General features: G+C 57.0%; 10 protein-coding genes and 1 riboswitch. Of the genes, 9 read left to right on the top strand and 1 reads right to left on the bottom strand.

Annotation, left to right across the window (positions count from 1 at the left end):
* Positions 1–54: 54 nt before the first annotated feature.
* From LKE88_RS07290 to LKE88_RS07270, 5 genes are all read left to right on the top strand, one after another.
* A complete protein-coding gene (locus LKE88_RS07290) occupies positions 55–1176 on the top strand; it encodes a DUF362 domain-containing protein (RefSeq protein ID WP_105326273.1) in 1122 nt (373 codons plus the stop codon).
* A gap of 116 nt (positions 1177–1292) precedes the next feature.
* Positions 1293–2339 (top strand): [citrate (pro-3S)-lyase] ligase, encoded by a 1047-nt coding sequence (gene citC / locus LKE88_RS07285; protein WP_105326272.1) that lies wholly within the window; start codon positions 1293–1295, stop codon positions 2337–2339.
* A gap of 91 nt (positions 2340–2430) precedes the next feature.
* Positions 2431–2538, top strand: a riboswitch (SAM riboswitch).
* 51 nt (positions 2539–2589) lie between these two features.
* Positions 2590–3768, top strand: coding sequence for a methionine adenosyltransferase (gene metK, locus LKE88_RS07280; RefSeq protein WP_105326271.1), 1179 nt, complete (start codon positions 2590–2592; stop codon positions 3766–3768).
* A 1-nt stretch (position 3769) separates the two neighbouring features.
* Positions 3770–6166 (top strand): primosomal protein N', encoded by a 2397-nt coding sequence (priA, locus tag LKE88_RS07275; protein ID WP_118286737.1) that lies wholly within the window; start codon positions 3770–3772, stop codon positions 6164–6166.
* A gap of 175 nt (positions 6167–6341) precedes the next feature.
* The gene (locus LKE88_RS07270; protein WP_105326522.1) at positions 6342–7298 is read left to right on the top strand and encodes an alpha/beta hydrolase; all 957 of its coding nucleotides are present in this window, start codon (positions 6342–6344) and stop codon (positions 7296–7298) included.
* Between the two features lie 54 nt (positions 7299–7352).
* On the opposite strand, the gene LKE88_RS07265 is transcribed toward LKE88_RS07270, so the two are convergent.
* Complete coding sequence (locus LKE88_RS07265; RefSeq protein ID WP_105326269.1) at positions 7353–8957, bottom strand: hypothetical protein; 1605 nt, start codon at positions 8955–8957, stop codon at positions 7353–7355.
* Positions 8958–9352: 395 nt separating this feature from the next.
* Here LKE88_RS07265 and def point away from each other — a divergent pair, with 395 nt between their 5' ends.
* Genes def through rsmB form a run of 4 tightly spaced genes read left to right on the top strand, consistent with a single transcriptional unit; the run spans position 9353 to position 12885 of the window.
* On the top strand, positions 9353–9832 hold the full coding sequence (def, locus tag LKE88_RS07260; protein ID WP_105326268.1) for a peptide deformylase: 480 nt from the start codon (positions 9353–9355) through the stop codon (positions 9830–9832).
* The gene (fmt, locus tag LKE88_RS07255) at positions 9829–10767 is read left to right on the top strand and encodes a methionyl-tRNA formyltransferase (RefSeq protein ID WP_105326267.1); all 939 of its coding nucleotides are present in this window, start codon (positions 9829–9831) and stop codon (positions 10765–10767) included. Before def ends, fmt begins: the two co-directional genes overlap by 4 nt.
* Before the next feature lie 2 nt (positions 10768–10769).
* A complete protein-coding gene (locus tag LKE88_RS07250; RefSeq protein WP_105326266.1) occupies positions 10770–11558 on the top strand; it encodes a DUF116 domain-containing protein in 789 nt (262 codons plus the stop codon).
* The gene (gene rsmB / locus LKE88_RS07245) at positions 11542–12885 is read left to right on the top strand and encodes a 16S rRNA (cytosine(967)-C(5))-methyltransferase RsmB (protein WP_105326265.1); all 1344 of its coding nucleotides are present in this window, start codon (positions 11542–11544) and stop codon (positions 12883–12885) included. Before LKE88_RS07250 ends, rsmB begins: the two co-directional genes overlap by 17 nt.

Genomic DNA, 12885 nt, shown 5'->3' with positions numbered 1-12885 from the left:
GTACAGGGCACCTGTCCCGTTTGAGGACAAAGCACCGAGGGGAGTTATTCATTCATGGAAAAAGCAAAAGTGTATTTTACGGATTTTCGCTGCCCAGTGGGTACCAGCATGCTGACCAAACTCCAGCGGCTGTGCAAAGTGGCCAAAATGAACAGCATTGACTTCGAAGGCAAATATACGGCTGTGAAGATGCATTTTGGCGAATTGGGCAACCTGGCCACCATCCGGCCCCAGTATGTCAAGGCGGTTACGGACCTAATCAAGGAATGGGGCGGCAAACCCTTCCTGACAGACTGCAACACCCTGTATCCGGGCAGCCGGAAAAACGCCCTGGACCATCTGGAATGTGCCGCCTTAAACGGCTACAATCCTACCACCACGGGCTGCCAGGTCATCATCGGGGACGGCCTGCGGGGCACCGATGAAGTGGAAGTTCCCGTACCCAATGGGGAATACATCAAAAAGGCCAAAATTGGCCGGGCCATTATGGATGCGGACATTGTGGTCAGCCTGGCCCACTTCAAGGGTCATGAATCTACCGGCTTTGGCGGCGCCATCAAGAATATCGGCATGGGCTGCGGCAGCCGGGCCGGGAAAATGGAACAGCATTCCTCCGGTACTCCCAAGGTGGACCCGGAGCTGTGCCGGGGCTGCCGGCACTGTGCCAGCGAATGCGGTTCTGACGCCATTGAGTACATTGACAACAAAGCGTTTATTCACGAAGACCTGTGCGTAGGCTGCGGCCGCTGCATTGGGGCTTGCAGCTTTGACGCCATCCAAACGGTACAGTGGGATGCCAACGAGCTGCTGGATCGGAAAATGGCTGAGTACACCCTGGCTGTGCTCCACGGCCGGCCCAGCTTCTTCATCAACTTTGTTATGGACATTTCCCCCAACTGCGACTGCCACGGGGAAAATGACGCACCCATTCTGCCCAACATCGGCATTTTTGCTTCCACCGATCCCATTGCCGTGGATCAGGCCTGCGCCGATGCCTGCCAGAAGATGCCGCCCCTGCCCAACAGCCAGCTGTCCGACCACCTGGCCGAAAAGGGCTGGGAGGAGCACCACGACCATTTCCTGGACAGCAACCCCCTGGTGGACTGGGAAACCACGCTGGAACATGGCGTGAAGATAGGCCTGGGCACCCGGGAATACGAACTGGTCCGGATGTAACTGTTTCCTTTTACGGTACATAAGAAAAGTTGAGTGTCAGATTGGAGAGGGTGCCCTTTAGGGGGCCCTCTCCTTTGTGTTATAATGGAACCATTCTAGAACGTACGGAGGAGCTTATGTCTGATTATGTAATTTCTCCGGTGTACCCTTCTGACACCCGCACCAATGCCCAAGTGAATGCACTGCTGGAGCAGGAAGGAATCCGCCGGGATGCCAATTTGGATTATACCTGTGTCATGTTTGACCAGGATTACCACGCCGTAGCCACCGGCAGCTGCTTTGGAAATACCCTGCGCTGCATGGCGGTGGATCACCACCATCAGGGGGAAGGCCTGATGAACGAAATCGTTTCCCATCTGGTCCAGCGCCAGTTTGAACAGGGCCATACCCACCTGTTCCTGTACACCAAATGTTCGTCCGCCAAGTTCTTCGGGGACCTGGGCTTTTACGAAATTGCCCGGGTGGAAGACCAGGTGGTATTTATGGAAAATAAGCACGATGGCTTTGCCCACTACCTGGACCAGCTGGCCCAAAGCAAGGTGGAAGCACCCCGGGTGGCAGCCGTGGTGATGAACGCCAACCCCTTTACCCTGGGACACCAGTACCTGGTGGAAAAGGCCGCCCAGGAAAATGACCTGGTGCACTTGTTCATGGTCAGCGAGGACGCCAGCTTCTTTCCCTATACGGTGCGCAAGCGCCTGATTATGGAAGGCACGGCCCATTTGAAGAATATCCGCTACCACGACAGCGGTCCCTACATCATCAGCCAGAACACCTTCCCCAGCTACTTCCAAAAGGATGAGGAAGCGGTAATCCTGAGCCACGCCAACCTGGACCTGGCCATTTTCACGAAAATTGCTGCCCGCATGGGCATTACCGCCCGCTACGTAGGGGAGGAACCCACCAGCCTGGTGACCGGGCTCTACAACCAGGTCATGGCCAAACGGCTGCCGGAAGCGGGGATTGGCTGCGTCATTGTGCCCCGGAAAACCCAAAACGGCATTGTGGTCAGTGCTTCTACCGTGCGCCGGGATATCCAGCAGGGCAACTGGGACGAAGTGAAGGCCCTGGTGCCGGAGACTACCTGGAACTACCTGCGCAGTGAGGAAGGCCAGCCGGTGGTGGACAAAATCCGGGCCGGCAAGAATGTGGTCCATTACTAAAAGGCAGCCCCGGCCTTTCTCCGGGAAGGCTGGGTTGACTATTGCTTTTTTTGATACAGTTGTATATAATGTTTTATTGCAAACTACATATTGCTCATCAAGAGTGGCGGAGGGAATGGCCCAATGAACCCACAGCAACCATGGCGTAAGCCAACGGTGCTAAATCCTACAATGCGGTTTTTCGATTGTGAGATGAGAGCCTATATACTCTCTCTCAATGGGGAGTATTTTTTTTACTCAAGGAGGAACTATGAAAAAGTTTTTTACATCTGAATCTGTAACGGAAGGCCATCCTGATAAGATTGCCGACCAGATTTCCGACGCAGTCCTGGATGCCATCATCGCCCAGGACCCCAATGCCCGGGTTGCTTGTGAAACCCTGGTAGCCACTGGCCAAATCCATGTGGTAGGGGAAATTTCCACCAGCTGCTATGTGGATATTGCCAAAATTGCCCGGCAGACCGTAATGGACATCGGCTATGACCGTGCCAAATACGGCTTTGACGGAGCTACCTGCGGGGTGCTGCTGTCCATCGACGAACAGTCCCCGGATATTGCCATGGGCGTGGATGAATCCGACGAAGCCAAGGGCGGCAACCAGGACGACGATGAAAAAATCGGCGCCGGCGATCAGGGCATGATGTTCGGCTATGCCACGGACGAAACTCCGGAATATATGCCCCTGCCCATTTCCCTGGCCCATAAGCTGGCTTACCGGCTGGCCCAGGTCCGGAAACAGGGAATCCTGGATTATCTGCGGCCGGATGGCAAGACCCAGGTTACCGTGGAATATGATGACGACAAGCCGGTCCGGGTGGATACCATCGTAGTTTCTGCCCAGCACAGCGAAAAGGTTTCCATGGAACAGCTGCGCAAGGACATTTTGGAATACGTTATCAAACCGGTGGTTCCGGCAGAATTGCTGGACGAAAAGACCATTTACCACATCAACCCCACCGGCCGTTTTGTGATCGGCGGTCCCCAGGGGGACTCCGGCCTGACGGGACGGAAAATCATCGTGGATACCTACGGCGGCATGGCTCGTCATGGGGGCGGCGCCTTCTCCGGCAAGGATCCCACAAAGGTGGACCGGAGTGCTGCCTACGCAGCCCGCTACGTGGCCAAGAACGTGGTGGCTGCCGGTTTGGCCAAGAAATGTGAAATCCAGCTGGCCTATGCCATCGGCGTAGCCCGCCCGGTTTCCATCGCGGTCAACACCTTTGGCACCAATGCCATTCCGGAAGAAGAAATCGTGGAACTGATCAGAAAGAACTTCTCCCTGACCCCGGCCGGCATCATCAAGAGCCTGGATTTGAGAAGACCCATCTACCGCCAGACCGCAGCCTATGGCCACTTTGGCCGGACGGATGTGGACCTGCCTTGGGAACATCTGGACAAGGTAGATGTTTTGAAAAAGGCTCTGCATTAAAATGAAGTATGCAAAGGTTGCCATTAATTTGCCGGTAAAGAATATGTTCCGGCAGTTCACCTACCGGGTGCCGGAAAGCATGGACTTTCTGGACGAAGGCTGGCGGGTAGTGGTGCCTTTTGGCTCACAAATGCTGGAAGGCTTTATTGTGGAGGAGGACCGGGAGCCGGACCTTTCCCTGGACCTGAAGGCCATTGCCGATGTGTTGGGCACGGCGCCCTGGTTTGATCAGGAGATGCTGGCCACGGCCCATTGGCTGTCCCAGTACTATCTCTGTACCTTGGCGGAAGCCCTGCGCCTGTTTATTCCAGGCAAGAGCAGTGTGGCCGTCACCGGCCGTTACCAGCCGGAACCGGATTTTGCCGGAGAATTGACCAAACCGGAGCAGGAGTTCTACGATTATCTGCTGCTTCGGGGCGGCCGGTCCCGGAAGGAAATCTGCCGCCTGGACGGAGGGGAAAATGCCCTGAAGGGACTGATCACCAAAGGGGCAGTGAGCCTGTCCTTCGCAACCAAATACAAGCTGCGGGAAAAGACCGAACGTACCCTGCAAAGCACTGCCGCAGGGCGCCAGGCCCTAAAGGACGGCCTGATCCGGGGTAAAAGCCGGCAGGCCGCCCTTTCCCTATTACCGGAAAAGACCGTGCTGACCAGCCACGAACTGCAAGCCAAGGGCATCTCCAACGATGTAATCCACGCTCTGGTGCTTTTGGGCTATCTGGAGGAAGGGCAGCGCCGGGTGCTGCGGGACAGCTACGAGCATCTGGAGGCACCCCGGGAAAATTTGCAGCTGACTCCGGAGCAGCAGGCTGCGGTGGAAGCGGTGGACCGGGCCAGAACGGAAAAGGAGCCCCAGACCTTTCTTCTGGAAGGCATCACCGGCAGCGGCAAGACGGAAGTCTACCTGCGGCTGACCGACCGGGCCGTCCGGGCCGGGCAGCAGGTGATGGTACTGGTGCCGGAAATTGCCCTGACCGGGCAGATCGTGCGGCGTTTTAAGGCCTGGTTCTCGGACCATGTGGCCGTGGCCCACAGCAAGCTGTCCGCCAATGAGCGGGCGGACGTGTGGGAGAGAATGCGCTCCGGCCAGGCACGGGTGCTGATTGGGGTCCGCTCAGCGGTGTTCTGCCCCTTTGAAAATTTGGGCCTGATTATCATCGACGAGGAACACGAAGGTACCTACAAACAGGAAACCCGGCCCAGCTATCATGCTCGGCTGGTGGCCCAGTACCGGGCACATTACCGGAAGGTGCCGGTGCTTTTGGGCTCGGCCACCCCGGACCTGGAATCCTATTATTACGCCCGGAAGGGGAAATATACCCGGCTGCGGTTGACCCAGCGGGCCAAAAGCGGCAGCCGCCTGCCCCAGGTATCCATTGTGGACATGCGGGCGGAGCTGCAGCAGGGGAACCGGTCCGTACTTTCGGGAGAACTCCGGGAAAAACTGGAGCAGACCGTCCAGCATGGGGAGCAGGCCATTGTGCTGCTAAACCGCCGGGGCTTCTCCACCTTTGTGCTGTGCCGGGATTGCGGGGAGGCCATTACCTGTCCCCACTGCGCCGTTTCCCTGGTGTACCACGCCAAGGACCAGCTGCTGAAATGCCATTACTGCGGCTATACCATGCCCGTGCCCCACACCTGCCCCAACTGCGGCAGCAAGCGGATCAAGTTCTTTGGCACCGGCACGGAAAAGGCCGAAATGGAAATCCAGGAGCTGTGTCCGGGGGTGCATCCCATTCGCATGGACCAGGATTCCACCTCAGCCAAATTTGCCCACGAGCGGATTCTCAGGGCCTTTGGCAAGCAGGAGTACAACGTGCTTTTGGGCACCCAGATGGTGGCCAAGGGCCACGACATTCCCAATGTGACCCTGGTGGGCATCCTTAGCGCTGATGCAGCCCTGAACCTGCCGGACTTTCGCAGCGGGGAGCGTTGTTTTGCCCTGCTGACCCAGGCTGCGGGCCGGGCCGGCCGGGGGGACAAACCTGGCCAGGTGGTGTTTCAGGCCTACGATGCGGAAAATCCCATTCTCCAGCTGGCAGCCAAGCAGGACTATGAAGGCTTTGCCAAGCATGAACTGGACCAGCGGCAGGAGCTGAATTATCCGCCCTTTACCAAGATGCTGAAGATTACCGTCCAGCACAAGGAAATGGAAACGGCCTTTTCCACTGCCCAGCGGGTGGTGAACAATCTGGAGGCCTGGCAGTTGGAAACCCAGGCGGAAGTAGAAATCCTGGGCCCCTTCCCTGCCATTGTGCCTATGGTAAAAGGAATTTATCGAATCAACATCCTGCTAAAAAGTCATAAAATGGAGCCCGTAAAGGAATGGCTGCGCCAATCGGAATTTTGGGCCCAGCCCAGCCTGTCTTTTGACGTGGATCCCATCAGCGTGATATAGTAAAAGTATTACTTCATTCTATTTTATGGAAGGAGCAACTCCCATGAAAAAAATTCGTACGGCTTTAGCCCTGGGCGCCTGCCTGACGGCGCTGTCTGCCGCTGCCTATGCGGCACCGGCTTCCCCGGTGACTGCGGCCCCCGGTAAAACCGCTGTCCAAAGTCAGGAGGGAACCATGACAACTGTCAAAGAATATATTGCCCAGGGGAAAATCACCCCGGCTGCCGACAAAAGCGGCAGCGGCCGGATTGATTTGCAGCTGAGCAAACCGGAAATGACCTATACTTCCGGGGTAGTTTACGCCCAGGTGCCCAGCCGGGGCTACGAGAACGTACCCCTTACTATGGACATCATTCGTCCCAAGAACCCCAAAACGCCTCTGCCGGCAGTTATTTTTGTCACCGGGGGCGGTTTTATCAACGCCAACAAGGATAATATGCTCAGCCGCCGGGTGGAACTGGCCGAAAACGGCTACGTGGTGGCCAGCATCAACTACCGGGTGGCTCCTACGGCCCAAATGCCCCAACCCCTGGAAGATGTGAAGGCGGCGGTCCGCTTCCTTCGAGCCCACGCTGCCCAGTATAATGTGGACAGCAAACATATCGGTCTGTGGGGCGGCAGTGCCGGCGGCTATTTGGTGGCCATTGCCGGTACCACCAACGGCACCAAGCAATTCGACAAGGGGGAATACCTGAACCAGTCCAGTGATGTCCAGGCCGTTTTTGACGAATATGGCCTGTCCGACCTGACCAAGATTGGGGCAGACTATTCGGAAGCCGTACAGAAGCTCCACGCTTCGGACGGGGCTACGGAAAACCTGTGGCTTAACGGTTCTTCCGTTTTTACCGGCCATGCAGGGAATGTGTCTTCCGACCTGAAAAAGGCAGAAGCCGCCAACCCCATTACCTACATTTCCTCCAAGACCCCGCCGTTCCTGTTGATGCACGGGGATAAGGATGTGGTGGTATCGCCCAGCCAGACGGAAATCCTCCATAAGGCCCTGGTAGAGAAGGGCATCGATTCCACCCGGTACGTGGTTACCGGCGCCGCCCACGGGGGCGTGTACTGGTACCAGCCGGAAGTAATGGAAGTGGTGCTGGAATTCTTTAACCGGACGCTGAAAGGATTGTAATTGCACAAAAAAAGGGAACTGCCTGGGCAGTTCCCTTTTTCTATACGGAGTTTTCTAGGTAGTACAGCCGCTTTCCAGGGCTTTCCGGATTCCATCCAGGTTCAGTTCCTTTCCCTGGAGCAGGCTATCAATCCGCAGCCGGGTCAGTGGCGTGTTGCTGAGATTCTGGACCTTGGACAGGGCCTGGCGCATTTTCTCCGACAGGGGTTTTTGGCCGTCCGACCAGGATTCCAATACGTCCAGGGCATCGGACCGGTTGGCACTGCTGCCGCTGGTCAGGCTCCGTTCCAGCAGGTCTTCCCCCTGTCCTGGGAAGTATTCCAGGGGATGGAGCATATCTGCCAGCTGGCCCTTTCCTTTTAGGTAGTCGTCCAGATGGAGCCGGGCAAAGGCCAGCACGTCTTTCACATCCTGGTCATTGGCCTGCCACAGCAGGGGCCGGTACAGGGTGGTCAGGCTGGGCTGCTCTTTGAGCAGCCGCCAAAGTTCCGGCTGGATATCAATGTCCAGGATGGCGGCCATTTCGATGACCGGCAGGTTGGCTTCGCCTTCCGGGGTGAGAAGGGCTGCCAAAATCTTGGGCCGCCAGTCCACGGAGCTTAACAGGGCGTTAAGGGAATCCAAAAGGATTTGGCACTGGATGGCCGACAGGGCAAAGTAGAACTTTTTCTGGAGCATGTACTGGATGGCTGCCGCCATAGCTACCAGGGAGGAGGCTACGGCAATATCCAGGTAATGGTCCGCCGCCTGGGAAAAATACTTGGGCAGCAGGGTAAACAGGTCCACCTTGTTTTCCTGGGGCAGCAGGTCTTCCTGGATGCATTCCAGCAGGTACTGGAAGTAATCTGCCAGGAGCCGGGTAATCCCCAAAAACAGGGGGTGGGACAGGCTCTTTTGGTCCAGGAACTTTTCCAGGTCCAGATGTTCCAGCACCCATAAGGGCAGACTGGGGTCGTGGACGGTGAGCTTCAGCCCCTTCATCAGCAGCCATTCCTGGGAGGCCCGGGTGGTGAAGTGGAAATGCTTGATGGCACAGACCCGGCCCCAGCCCGTGGTGTGAAGCAGCAGGACCCGCAGGTCGTCCTGGTCCAGGCTGTCACTGTCCTCCAGGGCCTGGAGGACAAATTTGGTGAACTCCTCGCAGCGGGCCAAAAGCAGCAGATCCTGTTTCAGGGCTTCTGCTTCCGGTTTGCCCCGTTTGTTCTTTAAAAAGGCTCCGGCAGCAATCACCGCGAATTTTACCGCTTCCCGGTCCGTGGCTTGGTACAGCCAGGTTTTGGTCAGCTTCCACAGGCTGGGGGAGTAGCGCAGGTGGGTGACCCGCCGGCTGAGCTTATCGAAATACAAGATGCAGGGGGCGTGGGTAACCCGCTGGTACAGGCTGAGGGCTGCTTCCGGGCTGGGTTTCTTCTTGTAGCGCTGGAGAGCCTGGTAGATGTCCAGGTACAGTGCTTCCCCGGACTCCCCGGCTTCCGCCTCGTCGTCCAGCAGGTACAGGTCTTTCATGCCCGGCAGGGGAAACATCCCGGCGGACAGGGAATCCGGCGCCGTATCCGGTAGGTTTTTCAGGGTAAAGAAGCCCTGGGGAGTCAAATGTTCTTTTATGAAATTGAATAGGCTGGGGCCCTGGAGCCAGGGCAGTCCGTTTTGCATTTCCATGGTGCCCTCCTTTTCTGTCTGACGGCGGGCGGCCAGTCAGACCTTGATGGGGCCCTGCCTCATCCTTGGGCAGGCGGCCTTAGCCCGAGCCTGCAGCTGCAGAACCTCGGGCGGGGAGAGCTGTGACGCAGCAGCCTAGCTTGCAGCTGCTTTTCACAGTACGGGTGCTGAATATTTTCCTTGTTATTTTATATATTCTATGCGCACCCTTGAAAACCCTTCTTTTTAAGGGATTTTTGGAAAAATCATCTCTAAAACTTTACGTATAGGGCAATTTTTCGGAAATTTCCCAGATTCCTGGAGAAACCGGGCTGTGGGCTGGTGATTTTTTGCCATTCAATGGTATAATATAGGTTAACGGTAAAATGGTAATAAAAGATATAGGAGCGATGCATATGGCAATCTATAATATTGTAAAAGTTGGGGCGCCCATCCTGCGGGAAAAGGCAGCTCCGGTTACCCGTTTTGATAAAAAATTGGCCAAGCTCATGAAGGACATGGCGGAAACCATGTACCGGGCCAACGGCTGCGGTCTGGCAGCTCCCCAGATTGGTCTGGGCAAGCGCATTGTGGTCATTGATGCTGGAGATGGCTATGGCATTCGGGAGTTTGTGAACCCGGTACTGTCTGACCCCGTGGGGGAAGAAGTGGACGAGGAAGGCTGCCTGAGTGTACCCACCTACGAAGGGGAAGTAGAGCGGGCGGCCCAGATTACGGTCACCTATCAGGACGCCAAGGGCACCCACTACCGCCTTACGGCCCAGGGCCTTTTGGCCCGTGCTCTCCAGCACGAATGTGACCATCTGGAAGGCATTTTGTTTATTGATAAGGCCATCAGCCTGACGGCCAAACCCAAGGAAGAGGAACGCATATGAAAATTGTTTTTATGGGAACCCCGGAATTTGCGGTGGCCAGCCTGAAAGCCCTGGTGGAAAGCGGCCAGCATGAAATTGCGGCGGTGGTCACCCAACCAGACCGTCCCAAAGGCCGGGGACACAAGGTGATGATGTCCGCCGTCAAGGAATATGCCCTGTCCCAGAACCTGCCGGTACTTCAGCCGGAACGGGTGAAGACCCCGGAATTTTTGGAAGCGCTGGAAGAACTGGCCCCGGAGCTTATTGTGGTAGCTGCTTTTGGCCAGTTTCTGCCTAAAAGCCTGCTGGAACTGCCTAGGTACGGCTGCATCAATGTTCATGCGTCCCTGCTGCCCCGGTATCGGGGTGCGGCCCCCATCCATTACGCCATCTTGAAAGGCGAAAAGGAAGCGGGTGTCACCATTATGCAGATGGACGTGGGCATGGATACGGGTGCTATGCTGGCCAAAACCGCAGTACCGGTAACGGACGAAATGACCCAGGGGCAGCTCCACGATATTCTCAAGGAACGGGGCGCCCAGTTGCTGCTGGATACCATTGACCAATTGGCAGCGGGAACGGCTAAGGCTGTGCCCCAGCCGGAACAGGACGCTACCTATGCGTCCCTGATTACCCGGGATATGGAAAAGCTGGATTGGAGCAAATCCAGCCGGGAGCTGCACAACCAGATCCGGGCCTTTGATCCCTGGCCGGGTTCCTTTACCCTGCTGCCCAGCGGCAAGCGCCTGAAGGTTTGGGCCAGCCGGATTCGCAGCGAACAGGGTCAATTGGGGGCACCGGGAACGGTGCTGGAAACCAATCCGGAAGGCATCCTGGTTGCCTGCGGAGAGGGAAGTCTGGAAATTACCCAATGCCAGCCGGAAGGCAAGAAACGGATGCTGGCTGACCAATTTGTCAACGGCAAAAGTCTGGAACCAGGAGAAATATTGGCATAACAATGATAGATATGGTACTGCGGCCGAAAAAACGGCTGTTTATCGCGCTGGTTTCCCTGGCCACGGTGCTGGCGGGCTTTGTAGTATTTGGCCTGTGGCGGCTGATGGTGCCGGGCCTGCAGCAGCTTCATCCGCTGCTGCCCCATGTGGTGGGGATTGCCGCGCTGCTTGTAACGGTAGCCCTGGTTTCCGGGGTGCTGGGGATTGTCATGGCCATTGTGGGTTTTCCCACCATGAAATTTTTCTATATGTGGGCCTGGCATATCATCAATTTTCTGTATCCCCTGGTACTGTTTTTGGGGAAAATGATGGGAATTTCCAAGCGGAGGATTGAACAATCCTTTATTGAGGTCAGCAACCATCTGGTCCGGCGGCAGCATGTGCGGGTTCCCGCCAATCGTCTGCTGATCCTGACCCCCCACTGCATCCAGCTGGATACCTGTCCCTATAAGGTGACCCGGGACATCCACAACTGTCACCAGTGCGGCCGCTGCGGGGTAGGGGACCTTTTGGCCCTGTCCAACAAATACGGGGTCCATGTGGCCATTGCCACCGGGGGGACCTTGGCCCGGCAGGCCGTGAAGAAGGCCCGGCCCAAAGCCATCTTGGCTGTAGCCTGTGAACGGGACCTGACCAGCGGCATCCAGGATGTCTTTCCCCTGCCGGTAATCGGGGTGCTGAACGAGCGGCCCAACGGGCCCTGCTTCAATACCCACACGGATATGCACAAGGTAGAAGAGGCCATCAAGTCTTTCATTATAAAAGAGGATTTACATGAACGTAACCACTAAAGATCCGCGGGAAGCGGCTTTGCTGATTTTAAAACAAACTTTGCTCAAGGGGGCTTACGCAAACCTGGCTTTAAGCCAGGGGCTGCGTGGGGCTCCTTTGTCTGCGTTAGACCGTAAACTGACCACGGAGCTGGTGTACGGCACGGTGAAAACCCTGGGGACCCTGGACTGGTACCTGGAAAAGGTGGTGAATCGTCCTCTGTGGAAGCTGGACGAAACCCTTTTGGTGATTCTCCGGCTCAGCGCCTACCAGCTGCTGTTCCTGGACCGGATTCCGGACTCGGCGGCCTGCAATGAAGGCGCCAAACTGGCCCGGAAATGGGTGAACGAGGGCAGCGTAAAGCTGGCCAACGGGGCCCTGCGCCAACTGGCCCGGACCAAGAACCAGTGGAAGCTGCCGGCTGGGGAAAAGTATGAACTGACCCGGCTGGCCCTGCGCTATTACCACCCCGAGTGGCTGATTCGCCGCTGGAAGTTCCGCTTTGGCCTGGACGAGGCCGTGAAGCTGTGCCAGTTTGACAACCAGGTGCCGCCCCTGGCCTTACGGGTGAATACCCTGAAGACCACCCGGGAAAGCCTCCAGCAGCGGCTGGCAGAGCGGGGCATTGTGACCCGGCTGTCCCAGTGGTCCCCGGACGGGCTGTTGTGCGACAGCCTGCCCTCCCTGGACAGCCTGCTCCAGGACTTTGGCCCGGAACTGTATATCCAGGACGAAAGTTCCATGCTGGACGCGGCGGTGCTGAATCCCCAGCCCGGACAGCGGGTAATCGATATGTGCAGCGCCCCTGGCGGGAAGACCACCCACCTGGCCCAGAAGATGGCCAATCAGGGAGAAATCCTGGCCCTTGACATCTACGACCACAAGCTGGAACTGGTCAGGGAAAATGCCCAGCGCCTGGGGATTACCTGCATCAAAACCCAGAAGGCCGACGGTACGGTGGTTGTGCCGGAATGGGAAAAGACGGCGGACAGGGTTCTGGTGGACGCCCCCTGCAGCGGCCTGGGGGTATTGAACCGCCGGGTGGAAGCCCGCTGGCGGAAAGAGGAGCGGACCCTTAGTCAGTTCCCGCCCCTGCAAAAAAAAATTCTGGCCAATGCCGCCCGGTACGTGAAGGTGGGGGGACGGCTCCTCTACAGTACCTGCACCCTGGAACGGGACGAAAACAGCCGGGTGCGGGAAGCCTTTCTCAAGGACCAGCCTAACTTTGCGCCGGTGCCCTTTGCCCACCCCCTGACCGGGGAATTGGTGGAGGAATTGCAGATCCTGCCCTGGCGGGACGGCATTGACGGTTTTTATTTATGTTTGTTCGAAAGGAAGGGTGAATAA

The organism is Acidaminococcus hominis, from assembly GCF_022484025.1.
Classification (GTDB): Bacteria; Bacillota; Negativicutes; order Acidaminococcales; family Acidaminococcaceae; genus Acidaminococcus; species Acidaminococcus hominis.
This window is presented reverse-complemented; position numbering and strand designations above follow the sequence as displayed.

Coding starts and splice junctions, on each gene's coding strand:
- LKE88_RS07290 (WP_105326273.1), top strand. CDS start 55: ATGGAAAAAGCAAAAGTGTATTTTACGGATTTTCGCTGCCCAGTGGGT.
- metK (WP_105326271.1), top strand. CDS start 2,590: ATGAAAAAGTTTTTTACATCTGAATCTGTAACGGAAGGCCATCCTGAT.
- rsmB (WP_105326265.1), top strand. CDS start 11,542: ATGAACGTAACCACTAAAGATCCGCGGGAAGCGGCTTTGCTGATTTTA.
- LKE88_RS07270 (WP_105326522.1), top strand. CDS start 6,342: ATGACAACTGTCAAAGAATATATTGCCCAGGGGAAAATCACCCCGGCT.
- fmt (WP_105326267.1), top strand. CDS start 9,829: ATGAAAATTGTTTTTATGGGAACCCCGGAATTTGCGGTGGCCAGCCTG.
- priA (WP_118286737.1), top strand. CDS start 3,770: ATGAAGTATGCAAAGGTTGCCATTAATTTGCCGGTAAAGAATATGTTC.
- LKE88_RS07265 (WP_105326269.1), bottom strand. CDS start 8,957: ATGGAAATGCAAAACGGACTGCCCTGGCTCCAGGGCCCCAGCCTATTC.
- citC (WP_105326272.1), top strand. CDS start 1,293: ATGTCTGATTATGTAATTTCTCCGGTGTACCCTTCTGACACCCGCACC.
- LKE88_RS07250 (WP_105326266.1), top strand. CDS start 10,770: ATGATAGATATGGTACTGCGGCCGAAAAAACGGCTGTTTATCGCGCTG.
- def (WP_105326268.1), top strand. CDS start 9,353: ATGGCAATCTATAATATTGTAAAAGTTGGGGCGCCCATCCTGCGGGAA.